Below are 15,521 nucleotides of genomic sequence, written 5' to 3' on the forward strand. Positions count from 1 at the left end.
ATGGAAAATACTCCAAAAGACAGAGCAAAAATCCTTATAGAAGAGCTTAAAATCTTGCAGGGCGTTATCAACAGAATGGCACAAAATTCTTTGGAGTGCAAGAAATGGACACTCGCACTCGCTGTGGGTGTTTTATCCCTCAAAATAGAGGCGATCTCTCATCTTTATGGGTTATGCGTTTTAGGGGTGTTGTTGGCATGCTTTTATCTTTTAGACGCTTATTATCTCATGCAAGAAAAATTATTCAGGGAGCAATACCAATGGCTGATAGAAAACAGGCTTAAAACCGATGAAAGGTTATTTGAAGTCTTTCCTGCTCATCAAACTTGCCAATTAACGCAATTCTTATCTGCCATGCGTTCGCGTAGCCTTTTCCCCTATTGGGTGTTAGGTCTTTGTTTGGTGGTCTATGGTTTTGTTTTTGATTCTGTTTTATGAAGCGTTAGCTATAAAAGAGCCTGATTCTAATCAAACGACAACTTTTAAAGCGTTTTAGGATTTAGGGTATCGCAAAATAATCCCACCACTTTCCATATCCATTCCCATAAAACTTGATACAAGTTTTACCTAAACTCACGCTCTTCTAAATGGAGTAAATGGTTGATTTATCTATCTCTTTAAACGCACTCAAACTAATTTTTGAGAAATCCCAAAAACTTTCTGTCCTATTGATAGGGTTTATTCCTTTTGCAAACTCATTTTTTTTTGAATGCTTTACACTATAGTGAGACTTTATAACTTACTAACACCAAACACTAATATTTTTGAATTGGTTTGATAATCTTATTACTTATTAAATGGTTGATTTATGAGTAGTTTTTGTTGTTTTAAAAACTAAATATCTATTTAAATAATACTAAGCCGTTTCTCTAAATCAAGCTTTGAGAAATCTAATTGTATGTTTATTTAATACCGCATGCCTAGTAACTTAAGGCTTCTTGATGAGAGCTTAAGCTATCTCTAAAATAAAATTAAAACCATGTTCAATTTAAAATAACAGTGTCCAAATTTCCGAATTTGAACAAAAATGACACTGCTATTGAGATATTTTAAACCCCCTATATCTATCTACTCCACCACATAGGGATAAAGCATGGAAGATCTCTCTCTTTTAGAGTCAATGCCAACAAGTTTCCCAACAGAATTATTATCATCTCCTTTATAATATATAAATTTTTGGTTTGGGGTATCCATCTTTTCTAGAAGCAAATCACACATTCTTTCAACATTATCATTGAGCCTAGAAACTTCTTTTTCAAGCTTTTCTATCTTACCTTTAAGCTCTTGGTTTTCAGCTTTAAGCATTGTATTTTCGGCTTTTAGTTTTCGATAGCTATTCATCTATTTTCCTTTTTTTAGAATTTTAGAATAAAGTTTATAGAGCGGACAATCCAAACCTTGCTTATCGGCAAATTGAACAAATCCACCACATGAAACAAATTCGTTTGAATTGTTAATGTTGCTAAATGCAATCTTATCATTTGAGAAAACTCCTATGGTTAAATTTCGCTTTTAGCGCCTAGGAGCAGGAGACAAGCCGAATACACGACAGTAGTCCCAAACACCAAGTTCAACTATTGTATCTAAACTCAACATTGGAGTCAAGGGGTTTTATGAAAAAATTTTAACGATTCTTTTTTAAAAAACCAACACAAGCAAACTAAACACATTAAACATTAAATATAAAGACACTAACAACTAAAAATATAAGCATTAAGAAATAACAAACAATAAGCAAGCAAATATTAAAAACAATCAAGAAGTAAAAAAAAAGAAAGAATAAGCCCAATCTTTCAAAACTAAGCAACAAGAAGTTCTTTTGTCAGGTAATACTCTTTGGCTTTTAACAAGCGAATGTTAAAAGCTTTTCTCTAGAAAGGAGGTGATCCAACCGCAGGTTCACCTACGGTTACCTTGTTACGACTTCACCCCAGTCGCTGTGTGTGCCGTGGGCAGTAGCTAATTTAGCATCCTGACTTAAGGCAAACACAACTCCCATGGTGTGACGGGCGGTGAGTACAAGACCCGGGAACGTATTCACCGCAACATGGCTGATTTGCGATTACTAGCGATTCCAGCTTCATGCAGGCGAGTTGCAGCCTACAATCCGAACTGAGAGGTGTTTTGAAGATTGGCTCCACTTCGCAGTATTGCTTCTCTTTGTGCACCCCATTGTAGCACGTGTGTAGCCCTAGGCGTAAGGGCCATGATGACTTGACGTCGTCCCCACCTTCCTCCTCCTTACGGAGGCAGTATCCTTAGAGTTCTCAGCATGACCTGTTAGCAACTAAGAAAGGGGGTTGCGCTCGTTGCGGGACTTAACCCAACATCTCACGACACGAGCTGACGACAGCCGTGCAGCACCTGTTTTCAAGGTCTAGCAAGCCAGACACTCCACTATTTCTAGCGGATTCTCTCAATGTCAAGCCTAGGTAAGGTTCTTCGTGTATCTTCGAATTAAACCACATGCTCCACCGCTTGTGCGGGTCCCCGTCTATTCCTTTGAGTTTTAATCTTGCGACCGTACTCCCCAGGCGGGATGCTTAATGCGTTAGCTGCATTACTGGAGAGACTAAGCCCTCCAACAACTAGCATCCATCGTTTAGGGCGTGGACTACCAGGGTATCTAATCCTGTTTGCTCCCCACGCTTTCGCGCAATCAGCGTCAGTAATGTTCCAGCAGGTCGCCTTCGCAATGAGTATTCCTCTTGATCTCTACGGATTTTACCCCTACACCAAGAATTCCACCTACCTCTCCCACACTCTAGAATAGTAGTTTCAAATGCAGTTCTATGGTTAAGCCATAGGATTTCACACCTGACTGACTATCCCGCCTACGCGCTCTTTACGCCCAGTGATTCCGAGTAACGCTTGCACCCTCCGTATTACCGCGGCTGCTGGCACGGAGTTAGCCGGTGCTTATTCGTTAGATACCGTCATTATCTTCTCTAACAAAAGGAGTTTACAATCCTAAAACCTTCATCCTCCACGCGGCGTTGCTGCTTCAGGGTTTCCCCCATTGAGCAATATTCCCTACTGCTGCCTCCCGTAGGAGTCTGGACCGTGTCTCAGTTCCAGTGTGTCCGTTCACCCTCTCAGGCCGGATACCCGTCATAGCCTTGGTAAGCCATTACCTTACCAACAAGCTGATAGGACATAGGCTGATCTCTTAGCGATAAATCTTTCCCCCGTAGGGAGTATCTGGTATTAATCATCGTTTCCAATGGCTATCCCAAACTAAGAGGCACATGACCTATGCGTTACTCACCCGTGCGCCACTAATCAGCACTCTAGCAAGCTAGAAGCTTCATCGTTCGACTTGCATGTATTAGGCACGCCGCCAGCGTTCACTCTGAGCCAGGATCAAACTCTCCATAAAAGTGTTTGTCCTAAAGCTCTTTTGTTTTTTGATAGGCTGTTGTTATTCCTAACAACAGCTTTAGCGTATCACAAGAACTCGTTTTATTTGATTATTGAATAAAACGGGTTGTGTTCTTAAGTATTACAACAACAAAACAGAAAGAAACTTTTTAAAAAGGTTTAGCTAAACGCTAACCTAGTAAATACTCTCATGCCAATTAACCATCAATCATAATAATACAATCAATAATATTGACTGGCACTGGTTTGGATAAGGATTTCTTATACAAGAATAAAAGTCATTGAAACTCTCACTCTTTATAATAAGTCATCCTTACAATCATTTTAGAATATCCCTTTAAAAAGAACTTCTATCAATTTGCTTAGTTTTCAAAGATCGTTTGCTTTAAACAGCTATCCTTGTAAGGTATCAAGCGGCTTTTTAAAAGCCCTTACTGAAACAAGGAAATGAAAGTATAGTCATAGAAAGCTTAAGGTTTGCTTAAATTTAGGGAATGTTTGGGAAAATATTTTGATTTTTTAGAGTACTTAAAAATTTTACGATCTTTTCTTTAGGGATAATCACTAAACTTTCGTGGTTTTCTAAAGTGCTGCTAGCCATTCCCATAAACTCCCCCACTTCGCTAAAATAAGGCCTCCCTCCCCACAACGCACTCCCCTTTTTAAAAGAAGCATCAAGCGAAAGAAATTTTTTAGATTTCAAAAGTTCAGCCACAGAAATGCCCGTTATCTGTATAGAAAAAGAATTCCCCTCATTTAACGCTGGGTAGTAGAGATCGGAATTGGGTGTTTTTTGATGGGTATAAGGATTTGAATGAAAAGTTTGAGCGTATTTTGTGTAAATCCTTGCATGATAATAGCTCTCTTCTCTTTTATGGCAATAATCGTCTCTAAAATCGGCGGTTTTTAAAAGCGAAAGCCCTTGATTCCTATCCATCGCTTCAAGGCGCAAGCTGGCTATACAAATCAGCTCTTTAGCGCTGCTGTCTTGCATTTTGGCTAAAATCGTTTTAGGGTATAAGCCGTTAGAATAAAGCGTTTCAGAAGAAGCGATATAACGCCCGTTTTTGAGCAAAGTCGCATAGCCTTCTTTATAAGTCCCATCGCTAAAATACACTTTCAATAACGCAACAGAATAAACCCATGCAGGGAGCGTTGGATCAAGGGGCGGATCGTCTCTAACGATTTGAATGCTATTAGCGTTCATCATGCATGAAAATAAAACGATACAACAACCAACCGCCAATCTTTTATGCCAACGCACCATTATCCAACTTACCGCTTAAATTTCAAAAGTATCCTACAACACTATCGGCTAAAATACCATTTGTTTTAATTTGTTGCTATAATAGAGCATTTGAATGACAAAAGCTTATCGCAAAGGTTTATGATGGATCCAATTAAAACTTATGATATTAAAGAAGAAGAGCTTGCAAAAACCGCTTACGCCACGATCAAAACCAATAAAGGCAATATCGCTCTAGAGCTTTTTTACAAAGACGCGCCCCAAGCGGTGAGTAACTTTGTAGCTCTAGCTAAAAAGGGTTTTTATGATGGGCTTAATTTCCATCGTGTGATCGCAGGCTTTGTGGCTCAAGGAGGTTGCCCTTATGGCACAGGCACGGGCGGGCCAGGACACCGTATTAAATGCGAAGTGGCCCATAACCCCAACAAGCACAAAAGAGGCTCACTCTCTATGGCGCATGCCGGAAGAGACACAGGGGGGAGTCAATTTTTCTTGTGTTTTGTGGATTTGCCTCATCTAGATGGCGAGCACACCGTGTTTGGCAAAATCAAAAACGCAGAAAGCCTTAGCGTTTTGGATAAAATCAAACAAGGCGATATTATAGAGAGCGTTGTGTTTAGCTCTTCCCTATAAGGAATAAGAGATTAGACATGCTCATACTCAGCCGCAAAGTTAATGAGGGGATTGTCATTGATGATAACATCCACATTAAAGTCATTTCCATAGACAGAGGGAGTGTGCGTTTAGGGTTTGAAGCCCCTGAAAGCACCCTTATTTTGCGCACTGAACTCAAAGAGGCCATTGTGAGCGAAAACCAAAAAGCTTCTGTGTGCGTAGATGAAAGCTTGTTAGAAAACATCAAAAAGGTCATTAAGCCTTGATGCATGCTTTTGAGGTTTATCCTAAAGTCAATATTTTTTTAAAGATCCTTCACAAAGAAGGGGCTTACCATAAGCTCATTTCTCGCATGTGTTTAGTCAAAGATAAGCTAAAGGATATTATTAGCGTCAAAAGCGCGCTTTCCTTTTCGTTAAAAGGGGATTTTAACTGCCCCTTAGAAGAAAACTCGCTCTTTAAAGCCCTCCAAATTTTAAAAAATTTTTTAAAATCAAAAAATTTCTCTCATTCTGCCATCAAATCCCTAGACACCCTAGCGATTGAAGTGGAAAAAAACATCCCCACTCAAGCCGGATTAGGCGGTGGGAGTGCTGATGCTGGGGGGCTATTGTATCATCTGAATCAGATTTTTGACTGGCGTTTGAGTTTAGAAGAGCTTTATAGCATGGGATCTTTAATGGGTGCGGACACCAATTTTTTCATCTCGCAATACAAAAGCGCTAACGCTACTTCTTATGGCGAAGTCATTGAAAATTTTGAAGAAGAGCCTTTAGAAAATCGCCTAGAAATCTATGTGCCAAATCATGTTTTTTGCAGCACCAAAGCCGTTTATCAAGCCTATAAACCTGAAACTTGTTTTTCTCAAGCTAAAGAATGGCTTAAAAAGCCGAGTTTGGAATGCCTAAAGACTTATGATAGAAACGGATTAAACGATCTTTTAAAGCCGGCTTTACTCACTAACCAAGCCTTAAGAGATATAGAAAGCGAATTAGGCAAGGAGTGGTTTTTTAGCGGGAGCGGGAGCGCGTTTTTTAGGCTAAAGCCTGCGTTAAAAGGGGGCGAATGAAGCTCATTGCCAGCAATAAAAAAGCCTATTTTGACTATGAAATTTTGGAAACTTTAGAAGCAGGATTAGTGCTTTTAGGCTCTGAAGTGAAGGCTTTGAGGCAAACTAGGGTGAATTTAAAAGATAATTTTGTTAAAATAATCAAAGGAGAAGCTTTTTTATTTGGTGTTCATATATCATATTTAGATACAATCCATGCGTATTACAAGCCCAATGAAAGGCGAGAGCGTAAGTTGCTTTTACACAAAAAGCAATTATTGAAATGGCAGATTGAAGCGTCTAAAGAACGCTTGAGTATCGTGGGATTGAAATTGTATTTTAACCAAAGAAATAGAGCTAAAATCCAAATTGCTTTAGTGAAAGGAAAAAGATTGCACGACAAAAGACAAAGTCTCAAAGAAAAAGCGCTCAATAAAGAAATTCTTGCTGATTTAAAACACCACTTTAAAGGATAATAATGAAAGAAATGGTAGATTATGGGGTTATAGGGTTTTTGATCTTTCTCTCTGTTATCGTTATAGCGATCGCAATAGAAAGGTTATGGTTTTTTGCCACTCTTCGTGTGGATGACTACACAGACAAGCGTAAATTAGAACTGGCCTTACACAAACGATTGACTTTAGTGGCCACGATTGGCTCTAACGCCCCTTATATCGGTCTTTTAGGAACGGTTATGGGGATCATGCTCACTTTTATGGATTTAGGCTCCGCTTCTGGCATTGACACTAAAGCGATCATGACTAATTTAGCCCTTGCTTTAAAAGCGACTGGCATGGGGTTATTGGTGGCGATCCCTGCGATTGTGATTTATAACTTGCTAGTGAGAAAAAGCGAGATTTTAGTCACTAAATGGGATATTTTCCACCACCCGGTTGACACGCAATCCCATGAGATTTACAACAAAGCTAAGGATTAAGCGGTGAAAAAAGTAGAATCCATGAATGTGGTGCCTTTCATTGACATCATGCTTGTGTTGCTAGTGATCGTGCTTACAACAGCGTCTTTTGTGCAAACTTCAAAGCTCCCTATCAGCATTCCCCAAGTGGATAAAGACAGCACTGATTCTAAAGATGTGTTGGACAAAAAACAAGTTACGATCGCCATTTCTAATAAGGGTTCTTTTTATTTTGACGATAAAGAAATCAGCTTTGAAAATTTAAAACACAAGGTTTCCACTTTGGCTAAAGACACCCCTATTGTCTTGCAAGGCGATAAGAAAAGCAATTTGGATAACTTTATCAAAGTCGTGGATTTATTGCAAACGAACAATTTGAAGCAACTTTACATCCTTGTTGAAGATAAAAAGAATCAAAAAAATTAGTTTTAGTCAATTTTTAGCATTCTTTAGCTAAAATCTGTGTTTATGTTTAATTTTTATCAAGGGAGTTTTAAATGAAACGCACTTACCAACCACACAACACACCAAGAAAGCGAACCCATGGCTTTCTTGTGAGGATGAAAACCAAAAACGGGCGCAAGGTGATCAATGCCAGACGAGCTAAGGGCAGAAAAAAGCTTTCCGTCTAAACCCTATGACTCTTTAAAAAACAAGAGCGAGTTTGATAGGGTTTATCAAAAGGGTTTCAAAAAACACAACCCTTTTTTTTCGCTCTTTGTTTTGGATTTATCAAAAGAGCCACCAAAAGAAAAAGAGGGCTTTAAAGATCCGCTCTCTTGTAGGCTTAAAGACAAAAAAGCACTTTATTTATTAGGCTTAAGCGTGTCCAAAAAAGTCGGCAACGCCGTGAAACGAAACCTTATCAAACGCCGTTTGCGTTCGCTTACATTAAAGCATGCTGCGCTTTGTCAAGGGCTTGTTTTGGTGTTTGTGCCTAGAAGCGATTGTTACCATTTAGATTTTTGGGCTTTAGAAAAACATTTTTTAGAAATGCTAACTTCCATTAAAAACTATGTGAACAAAGCCTTAAAAGACTTGAAAAAAGGAATAACTCATACCTATGCGAAACAATAAAACGCCTTTTTTGAGCGCGATTTTTACGGCATCAATTAGGGGTTACCAACGCTTTTTTTCGGCCTTCACCTTTTCAAGCTGTCGGTTTTACCCCACTTGCTCCAACTACGCTCTGTGGTTGCTTTATTTTGAAAACCCTTTGAGTGCTATGGGTAAAATCGCTATAAGGATACTCTCATGCAACCCTTTTTGCTCTGGAGGCATCGCTTACCCCACTACTCGCTTGAAACGCCCCAGTTTGCTCCAATCTCATAAAGATTCTAATCGCAATTTTAAAACCATTACTTTTTGGCTCGTTCCCACAAAAAGCCGCACAACTTACTACATCATTAAGGTTTAATCACAATGAATAAAAACAACAACACCAATCTTATTTTAGCGATCGCTCTGTCTTTCTTATTTATCACTCTTTATAGCTATTTTTTCCAAAAACCAAACAAAACAACAACCCAAACCACAAAACAAGAAACAACCAACAACCACACGGCAACAAGTCCCAACACGCCCAACGCCCAAAATTTTAGCGTTACCCAAACCATCCCCCAAGAGAATTTGTTAAGCATGATTTCTTTTGAGCATGCCAGAATTGAAATTGACTCTTTAGGGCGTATCAAACAGGTTTATCTCAAGGATAAAAAGTATCTAACCCCCAAACAAAAGGGCTTTTTAGAGCATGTGAGCCATCTTTTTAACCCCAAAACTAACCCGCAAACCCCCCTAAAAGAACTCCCCCTTTTAGCAACCGATAAACTCAAGCCTTTAGAAGTGCGTTTTTTAGACCCCACGCTCAATAACAAAGCGTTCAACACCCCTTATAGCACTTCAAAAACCACTCTTGGGCCTAATGAACAGCTTGTTTTAACCCAAGATTTAGGCGCTCTTACCATCATTAAAACCCTGACTTTTTATGATGATTTGCATTATGATTTGCAAATCGCCTTCAAATCGCCCAATAATATTATCCCCAGCTATGTGATCACCAATGGTTACAGGCCGGTGGCTGATTTGGACAGCTACACCTTTTCAGGCGTGCTTTTAGAAAATAACGACAAAAAAATTGAAAAAATTGAGGATAAAGACGCTAAAGAAATCAAACGCTTTTCTAACACCCTCTTTTTATCCAGCGTGGATAGGTATTTCACCACCTTGCTTTTCACTAAAGATCCTCAAGGTTTTGAAGCCTTAATTGATTCAGAAATCGGGACTAAAAACCCCTTAGGCTTCATTTCCCTTAAAAATGAAGCGAATTTGCATGGCTATATTGGCCCTAAGGATTACCGCTCTTTGAAAGCGATTTCACCCATGCTCACTGATGTGATAGAGTATGGCTTAATCACTTTCTTTGCGAAAGGCGTGTTTGTTTTGCTGGATTATTTGTATCAATTTGTGGGCAATTGGGGTTGGGATATCATTCTTTTGACGATTATCGTGCGCCTAATCCTTTACCCCTTAAGCTATAAGGGCATGGTGAGCATGCAAAAGCTCAAGGAATTAACCCCTAAAATGAAAGAACTCCAAGAAAAATACAAGGGCGAACCCCAAAAGTTGCAAGCCCATATGATGCAGCTTTACAAAAAACATGGGGCCAACCCGCTAGGGGGTTGTCTGCCCTTAATCTTACAAATCCCGGTGTTTTTTGCGATTTATAGAGTGCTTTATAACGCTGTGGAATTGAAAAGCTCAGAGTGGATCTTATGGATCCATGACTTATCCATCATGGATCCGTATTTTATTTTGCCGCTTCTTATGGGAGCGTCTATGTATTGGCACCAAAGCGTTACGCCAAACACCATGACCGATCCCATGCAAGCGAAGATTTTTAAACTCTTACCCCTATTATTCACAATCTTTTTAATCACTTTCCCTGCAGGGTTAGTCTTGTATTGGACCACGAACAACATCCTTTCGGTGTTGCAACAACTCATCATCAATAAAGTTTTAGAGAATAAAAAACGCGCGCACGCGCAAAGCAAAAAGGAAAATTGATGCAAAATTTTATTGAAATCAAAGCCAAAACCTTAGAAGAAGCCCTCATTCAAGCTTCTATCGCCTTGAATTGCCCCATTATTAATTTGCAATACGAAGTCATTCAAACGCCCTCTAAAGGTTTTTTAAATATAGGTAAAAAAGAAGCCATTATTTTAGCGGGTGTTAAAGAAAGCGTTAAAGCGGTTAAAGAAGAGAGCGTTAAAGAAACCCACACGAAAGAAATCCATCAAAGCGTAGGAGAAAAAAAACAAAACTCAGAAACAAAAACACCGCAAGAAGAAATAACCACCCCTAAACCCTCTAAAAAAAACCTTAAAGAAGAATCTCATAACGGAGACAAACTCCATGAGATTAAACAAGAATTGAAAGACTTATTCTCTCATTTGCCTTATAAAATCAACAAAGTGGAGGTGAGTCTTTATGAACCGGGGGTTTTATTGATTGATATTGATGGCGAAGACTCCGCTCTTTTAATTGGCGAGAAAGGTTATCGTTACAAAGCCCTTTCTTACTTGCTCTTTAATTGGATCCACCCTACTTATGGCTATAATATCCGCTTAGAAATCTCCACCTTTTTACAAAACCAAGAAAAAGTTATGGAAGCGCAACTCCAAAGCACGATCATGACCGTGCATGAAGTGGGTAAGGGGCAGATGAAAGCCCCTGATGGCGTTTTAACCTATATCGCTTTAAAGAAATTACGAAAAGCGTTCCCTAATAAATACGTTTCCATCAAAACCAATTTAAACGATGAAAAATACATCGTCATCAACGACTTTAACAATGAATGACACCATCGCTGCTATCGCTACCCCTTTAGGCAAGGGAGCGATTAGCATCATTAAAATCAGCGGCAATAACGCTCTAAACATCCTTAAACAACTCGCCCAAAAACAAGATTTCACCCCCAGATACGCTTATGTGTGCGATATTTTTTCTGATGGTGTTTTATTAGACAAAGCGTTAGTCATTTATTTCAAAGCCCCTTATAGTTTCACTGGTGAAGATGTGTGCGAAATCCAATGCCATGGAAGCCCCCTTTTAGCGCAACATATCTTACAAGCTTGTTTGAATTTAGGGGCTAGGCTTGCTAAAGCGGGGGAATTTAGCAAAAAAGCCTTTTTAAACCACAAAATGGATTTGAGCGAGATTGAAGCGAGCGTTCAGCTCATCCTTTGTGAAGATGAAAGCGTTTTAAACGCTCTAGCCAGGCAGCTTAAGGGCGAGTTAAAAATTTTTATTGAAGAAGCTAGGAACGATCTTTTGAAGCTTTTGGCGAGCTCAGAAGTTTTGATTGACTATAGCGAAGAAGACATTCCTAGCGATTTTTTAAATGAAGTGTCTCTTAATTTAGAAAAACAAATCGCCTCTTTTAAAGACTTATTGGATTTTTCTAACGCGCAAAAACAAAGAAATAAAGGGCATGCCTTAAGCATTGTTGGCAAACCCAATGCTGGCAAAAGCTCCCTATTAAACGCCATGCTTTTAGAAGAAAGAGCTTTAGTGAGCGATATTAAAGGCACAACAAGAGACACCATAGAAGAAGTCATTGAATTGCAAGGGCATAAGGTGCGCTTGATTGATACGGCTGGCATTAGAGAGAGTGCGGATAAAATAGAACGATTAGGGATTGAAAAAAGCCTTAAAAGTTTAGAAAATTGCGACATTATTTTAGGCGTGTTTGATCTTTCTAAACCCCTAGAAAAAGAAGATTTTAACCTTATTGACACTCTCAATCGCGCTAAAAAGCCTTGCATTGTTGTTTTGAATAAAAACGATTTAGCGCCCAAATTAGAGCTTGAAATCTTAAAATCTTATCTTAAAATCCCTTATTCTTTACTAGAGACTAGCACCCTAAATTCAAAGGCTTGTTTGAAAGATTTGAGCCAAAAAATCAGCACCTTTTTCCCCAAACTAGACACTCAAAACAAGCTCTTACTCACTTCCCTAGCCCAAAAAACCGCCCTAGAAAACGCCATTTTTGAATTGCAAAACGCCAAAAACCATTTAGAAACTTTAGAGCTTTTTTCTTATCATCTTTTAAGCGCGATAGAAAACTTGAACTTGCTCACCCGCCCTTATGAAACCAGCCAAATGCTAGACAGCATGTTTAGCGAATTTTGCTTAGGCAAATGAAACCGCTTAAAGAACGGGTTAAAACCCTTTTTTAGCGCCACTTTTTAAGACTTTTTTACCCATTAGCGCCGTTTAATACCCATATTTATAAAAAACAATACTGCCATTTTTCAAAAAGGGGTAAAATAAGCTAGTTTAAAATGTATACATATCTATAAGCTATTTTTGAGTAAAAATGTTTAAAAAGACCATAAGGAGATTTTATGTTAAAACTCGCTAGCAAAACGATTTGTTTGTCCCTAATCGGCTCATTCACCGCTTTAGAAGCCTACCAAAAGCACCAAAAAGACGGCTTTTTTATAGAAGCCGGGTTTGAAACTGGGCTGTTGCAAGGCACACAAACCCAAGAACAAACCATAGCCACAACTCAAGAAAAACCCAAACCCAAACCCATTACCCCTCAAAGCACCTATGGGAAATACTACATATCCCAAAGCACCATTTTAAAGAATGCAACTGAGTTATTTGCAGAGGACAATATCACCAACTTAACCTTTTATTCTTTAACCCCTGTGTATGTAACCGCTTACAACCAAGAAAATGCTGAGGAAGCGGGCTATGGCAATAACAGCTTGATTATGATACAAAACTTCCTACCTTATAATTTAAACAATATTGAGCTTAGCTATACAGACGATCAAGGCAATGTGGTCAGTTTGGGCGTGATAGAAACTATCCCTAAACAATCTCAAATCATTCTGCCCGCAAGCTTGTTTAACGATCCGCAACTTAACGCTGATGGCTTCCAACAACTTCAAACCACCACCACACGATTTTCTGATGCCAGCACGCAGAATTTGTTTGATAAGCTCAGTAAGGTTACAACCAATCTTCAAATGACTTATATCAATTACAACCAATTTTCTAGCGGTAACGGCAGTGGTTCTAAACCCCCATGCCCTCCATACGAAAATCAAGAAAATTGTGTGGCTAAAGTGCCGTCTTTCACCTCTCAAGACGCTAAAAATTTGACCAATTTAATGCTGAACATGATGGCGGTGTTTGATTCTAAATCTTGGGAAGATGCCATTAAGAACGCCCCCTTTCAGTTTAGCGACAACAACTTGTCAGCGCCATGTTATTCTGATTACCTTACATGCGTGAATCCTTACAACGATGGGCTTGTTGATCCTAAATTGATCGCTAAAAACGCTGGAGATGAATACAATATAGAAAACGGACAAACAGGCTCAGTGATATTAACGCCGCAAGATGTCATCTATAGCTATAGAGTCGCTAATAATATTTATGTGAATCTCTTACCCCCAAGAGGAGGGGATTTAGGGTTAGGGTCTCAGTATGGTGGCCCGAATGGCCCAGGCGATGATGGCACCAATTTTGGCGCTTTAGGGATATTGTCTCCTTTCTTAGACCCTGAAATACTGTTTGGCAAAGATTTGAATAAAGTCGCTATCATGCAATTAAGAGATATTATCCATGAATACGGGCACACTTTAGGCTATACGCATAACGGGAACATGACTTATCAAAGGGTGCGCATGTGTGAAGAAGGCAATGGGCCAGAAGAGCGCTGTAAGGGCGGGAAGATAGAGCAAGTGGATGGGAAAGAAGTGCAAGTGTTTGACAACGGGCATGAAGTGCGAGACACCGATGGCTCTTTCTATGATGTGTGTTCTCGTTTTAAAGATAAGCCCTATACAGCGGGTAGCTATCCTAACTCCATCTATACTGATTGTTCTCAAGTCCCCGCTGGACTTATAGGCGTTACAAGCGCGGTTTGGCAGCAGCTCATTGATCAAAACGCCCTACCGGTGGATTTTACTAATTTGAGCGGCCAAACCAACTATTTAAACGCTAGTTTGAACACGCAAGATTTTGCGACCACTATGCTTAGCGCAATCAGTCAAAGCCTTTCATCTACTAAATCTAGCGCCACTACCTATCGCACTTCAAAAACCTCACGACCATTTGGAGCCCCCCTATTAGGCGTTAATCTTAAAATGGGCTATCAAAAATATTTTAATGATTACCTAGGGTTGTCTTCTTATGGCATTATCAAATACAACTACGCCCAAGCCAATAACGAAAAAATCCAACAATTAAGCTATGGTGTGGGAATGGATGTGTTATTTGATTTCATCACCAATTACACTAACGAAAAGAACCCTAAAAACAATCTAACCAAGAAAGTTTTCACTTCATCTCTTGGGGTGTTTGGGGGGTTAAGGGGCTTATACAACAGCTATTATTTGCTGAATCAATACAAAGGGAGCGGTAATTTAAATGTAACCGGTGGGTTGAATTACCGCTACAAGCATTCTAAATATTCTGTGGGCATTAGCGTTCCTTTAGTCCAGTTGAAATCTAGGGTCGTTTCTAGCGATGGCGCAACCACCAATTCTATCACCCTCAATGAAGGGGGTAGCCATTTTAAAGTGTTTTTTAATTACGGGTGGATTTTCTAGGGGGTTAAAATATTCTTTAACTCTGGCTCTAAAACGCTCTTTTTAGGTTCTCTTGTAGGCGTTTTTAGTTCGGTTTTGCGCATGAGCGTTAGCGTTATAGATCGCTCTTTTTGTTCTCGTATCGCTTGCGTGTTTTCTTTAAGCTTACTGGAGCTTTTTTCTGTCTCGTTATTTTGTCTCATGTTTTTATTCTCCTTTCGCATTCAAACGCCCCTTTTTAAGCGTTTGTTTGGTTTAAAATTGCGTTAGCTTTTAAAAAAGTTTGTTGGTTTGTGGGGCAAAAAGATAGACCCTAGCTTGGGGATTTGAAAGCCCAAAGTCATTGGGTTTTTTCAAACAAGCTCGCTTGTGTAGGCTCGTGAAGCACCCAAACGCTAAAGCGATTGGGCTTCCTAGGCTGATGTTGGGGGAGAGTTTGGTTCTCACTCTGTGTCCCTAATCACAGGGATTTTACAGAGTTTGATCTCCAACGCATTCCTTACAGCTCTCACGCATCATATCTATAAAGGCGTAACTTTGCACACTTCCTGCACTAGATACAAATGTATGGGGGTATTATACTACAAAGATATTTGGGATTTCTGCTTGGGTGGTTTTAAAAAGATTTTAGTTTTTGTTAATTTTAGTTTTTAGCGGGTGTGGTTTTAGAGAAGCTTGTGGGATAAAGAGTATTGAATGATATTTAGT

At 39.3% G+C, this 15,521-nt stretch carries 17 protein-coding genes and 1 rRNA gene; 14 read left to right on the forward strand and 4 right to left on the reverse strand.

Annotation, left to right across the window (positions count from 1 at the left end; translation table 11 throughout):
* Complete coding sequence (locus HPOKI112_RS07005; protein ID WP_025276409.1) at positions 1-438, forward strand: hypothetical protein; 438 nt, start codon at positions 1-3, stop codon at positions 436-438.
* Between the two features lie 630 nt (positions 439-1,068).
* Here the strand turns inward: HPOKI112_RS07005 and HPOKI112_RS07010 are convergent.
* From HPOKI112_RS07010 to HPOKI112_RS07020, 3 genes are all read right to left on the reverse strand, one after another.
* Positions 1,069-1,341: a hypothetical protein gene (locus HPOKI112_RS07010; RefSeq protein WP_001089885.1), complete on the reverse strand. Its 273-nt coding sequence runs from the start codon at positions 1,339-1,341 to the stop codon at positions 1,069-1,071.
* 534 nt (positions 1,342-1,875) lie between these two features.
* Positions 1,876-3,379: ribosomal RNA gene (locus HPOKI112_RS07015) — 16S ribosomal RNA — on the reverse strand.
* Between the two features lie 489 nt (positions 3,380-3,868).
* Entirely contained in the window at positions 3,869-4,648 is a 780-nt protein-coding gene (locus HPOKI112_RS07020) for a hypothetical protein (RefSeq protein ID WP_025276410.1), read from the reverse strand.
* A 123-nt stretch (positions 4,649-4,771) separates the two neighbouring features.
* On the opposite strand from HPOKI112_RS07020, the gene HPOKI112_RS07025 reads away from it, so the two are divergent.
* The 13 genes from HPOKI112_RS07025 to HPOKI112_RS07085 all read left to right on the forward strand — a co-directional run bounded on the left by HPOKI112_RS07025 (position 4,772) and on the right by HPOKI112_RS07085 (position 14,834).
* Positions 4,772-5,260 (forward strand): peptidylprolyl isomerase, encoded by a 489-nt coding sequence (locus HPOKI112_RS07025; RefSeq protein WP_025276411.1) that lies wholly within the window; start codon positions 4,772-4,774, stop codon positions 5,258-5,260.
* Between the two features lie 17 nt (positions 5,261-5,277).
* Positions 5,278-5,508: a carbon storage regulator gene (locus tag HPOKI112_RS07030; RefSeq protein ID WP_000906457.1), complete on the forward strand. Its 231-nt coding sequence runs from the start codon at positions 5,278-5,280 to the stop codon at positions 5,506-5,508.
* On the forward strand, positions 5,508-6,311 hold the full coding sequence (locus HPOKI112_RS07035) for a 4-(cytidine 5'-diphospho)-2-C-methyl-D-erythritol kinase (protein WP_025276412.1): 804 nt from the start codon (positions 5,508-5,510) through the stop codon (positions 6,309-6,311). The genes HPOKI112_RS07030 and HPOKI112_RS07035 overlap by 1 nt, the downstream gene beginning before the upstream one ends.
* Positions 6,308-6,766, forward strand: coding sequence for an SsrA-binding protein (gene smpB, locus HPOKI112_RS07040; RefSeq protein WP_000766500.1), 459 nt, complete (start codon positions 6,308-6,310; stop codon positions 6,764-6,766). Before HPOKI112_RS07035 ends, smpB begins: the two co-directional genes overlap by 4 nt.
* Positions 6,767-6,768: 2 nt before the next feature.
* A complete protein-coding gene (exbB, locus tag HPOKI112_RS07045; protein WP_015428336.1) occupies positions 6,769-7,227 on the forward strand; it encodes a TonB-system energizer ExbB in 459 nt (152 codons plus the stop codon).
* A gap of 3 nt (positions 7,228-7,230) precedes the next feature.
* Entirely contained in the window at positions 7,231-7,632 is a 402-nt protein-coding gene (locus HPOKI112_RS07050) for an ExbD/TolR family protein (RefSeq protein ID WP_000755082.1), read from the forward strand.
* A gap of 71 nt (positions 7,633-7,703) precedes the next feature.
* Positions 7,704-7,838 carry a 50S ribosomal protein L34 gene (gene rpmH / locus HPOKI112_RS07055; protein WP_001847286.1) on the forward strand — a complete coding sequence of 45 codons (135 nt, stop codon included), beginning with the start codon at positions 7,704-7,706 and terminating at the stop codon, positions 7,836-7,838.
* Positions 7,798-8,283, forward strand: coding sequence for a ribonuclease P protein component (gene rnpA / locus HPOKI112_RS07060; RefSeq protein ID WP_025310026.1), 486 nt, complete (start codon positions 7,798-7,800; stop codon positions 8,281-8,283). The genes rpmH and rnpA overlap by 41 nt, the downstream gene beginning before the upstream one ends.
* Complete coding sequence (gene yidD, locus HPOKI112_RS07065) at positions 8,270-8,623, forward strand: membrane protein insertion efficiency factor YidD (protein ID WP_015428338.1); 354 nt, start codon at positions 8,270-8,272, stop codon at positions 8,621-8,623. Before rnpA ends, yidD begins: the two co-directional genes overlap by 14 nt.
* A 5-nt stretch (positions 8,624-8,628) precedes the next feature.
* On the forward strand, positions 8,629-10,269 hold the full coding sequence (yidC, locus tag HPOKI112_RS07070) for a membrane protein insertase YidC (RefSeq protein WP_025310027.1): 1,641 nt from the start codon (positions 8,629-8,631) through the stop codon (positions 10,267-10,269).
* Entirely contained in the window at positions 10,269-11,063 is a 795-nt protein-coding gene (locus HPOKI112_RS07075; RefSeq protein WP_025310028.1) for a Jag N-terminal domain-containing protein, read from the forward strand. Before yidC ends, HPOKI112_RS07075 begins: the two co-directional genes overlap by 1 nt.
* Entirely contained in the window at positions 11,056-12,408 is a 1,353-nt protein-coding gene (gene mnmE / locus HPOKI112_RS07080; protein WP_025310029.1) for a tRNA uridine-5-carboxymethylaminomethyl(34) synthesis GTPase MnmE, read from the forward strand. Before HPOKI112_RS07075 ends, mnmE begins: the two co-directional genes overlap by 8 nt.
* A 203-nt stretch (positions 12,409-12,611) precedes the next feature.
* Positions 12,612-14,834, forward strand: a complete 2,223-nt coding sequence (locus tag HPOKI112_RS07085) for an outer membrane beta-barrel protein (RefSeq protein ID WP_025310030.1) — start codon at positions 12,612-12,614, stop codon at positions 14,832-14,834.
* Here HPOKI112_RS07085 and HPOKI112_RS07090 read toward each other — a convergent pair.
* Complete coding sequence (locus tag HPOKI112_RS07090) at positions 14,831-15,016, reverse strand: hypothetical protein (RefSeq protein ID WP_235169415.1); 186 nt, start codon at positions 15,014-15,016, stop codon at positions 14,831-14,833. The two genes, HPOKI112_RS07085 and HPOKI112_RS07090, sit on opposite strands and share 4 nt — an antisense overlap.
* Positions 15,017-15,521: the final 505 nt, after the last annotated feature.

It is taken from the genome of Helicobacter pylori oki112 (assembly GCF_000600085.1).
Taxonomy (GTDB): Bacteria; Campylobacterota; Campylobacteria; order Campylobacterales; family Helicobacteraceae; genus Helicobacter; species Helicobacter pylori_CY.

Excerpts from the sequence above, each read along its gene's own strand:
- yidD (WP_015428338.1), top strand. The coding sequence starts at position 8,270 with ATGCGAAACAATAAAACGCCTTTTTTGAGCGCGATTTTTACGGCATCA.
- HPOKI112_RS07090 (WP_235169415.1), bottom strand. The coding sequence starts at position 15,016 with ATGAGACAAAATAACGAGACAGAAAAAAGCTCCAGTAAGCTTAAAGAA.
- HPOKI112_RS07020 (WP_025276410.1), bottom strand. The coding sequence starts at position 4,648 with ATGGTGCGTTGGCATAAAAGATTGGCGGTTGGTTGTTGTATCGTTTTA.
- mnmE (WP_025310029.1), top strand. The coding sequence starts at position 11,056 with ATGAATGACACCATCGCTGCTATCGCTACCCCTTTAGGCAAGGGAGCG.
- HPOKI112_RS07025 (WP_025276411.1), top strand. The coding sequence starts at position 4,772 with ATGGATCCAATTAAAACTTATGATATTAAAGAAGAAGAGCTTGCAAAA.
- HPOKI112_RS07035 (WP_025276412.1), top strand. The coding sequence starts at position 5,508 with ATGCATGCTTTTGAGGTTTATCCTAAAGTCAATATTTTTTTAAAGATC.
- rnpA (WP_025310026.1), top strand. The coding sequence starts at position 7,798 with ATGCCAGACGAGCTAAGGGCAGAAAAAAGCTTTCCGTCTAAACCCTAT.
- HPOKI112_RS07010 (WP_001089885.1), bottom strand. The coding sequence starts at position 1,341 with ATGAATAGCTATCGAAAACTAAAAGCCGAAAATACAATGCTTAAAGCT.
- smpB (WP_000766500.1), top strand. The coding sequence starts at position 6,308 with ATGAAGCTCATTGCCAGCAATAAAAAAGCCTATTTTGACTATGAAATT.
- yidC (WP_025310027.1), top strand. The coding sequence starts at position 8,629 with ATGAATAAAAACAACAACACCAATCTTATTTTAGCGATCGCTCTGTCT.
- rpmH (WP_001847286.1), top strand. The coding sequence starts at position 7,704 with ATGAAACGCACTTACCAACCACACAACACACCAAGAAAGCGAACCCAT.
- HPOKI112_RS07085 (WP_025310030.1), top strand. The coding sequence starts at position 12,612 with ATGTTAAAACTCGCTAGCAAAACGATTTGTTTGTCCCTAATCGGCTCA.
- HPOKI112_RS07075 (WP_025310028.1), top strand. The coding sequence starts at position 10,269 with ATGCAAAATTTTATTGAAATCAAAGCCAAAACCTTAGAAGAAGCCCTC.
- HPOKI112_RS07030 (WP_000906457.1), top strand. The coding sequence starts at position 5,278 with ATGCTCATACTCAGCCGCAAAGTTAATGAGGGGATTGTCATTGATGAT.
- exbB (WP_015428336.1), top strand. The coding sequence starts at position 6,769 with ATGAAAGAAATGGTAGATTATGGGGTTATAGGGTTTTTGATCTTTCTC.
- HPOKI112_RS07005 (WP_025276409.1), top strand. The coding sequence starts at position 1 with ATGGAAAATACTCCAAAAGACAGAGCAAAAATCCTTATAGAAGAGCTT.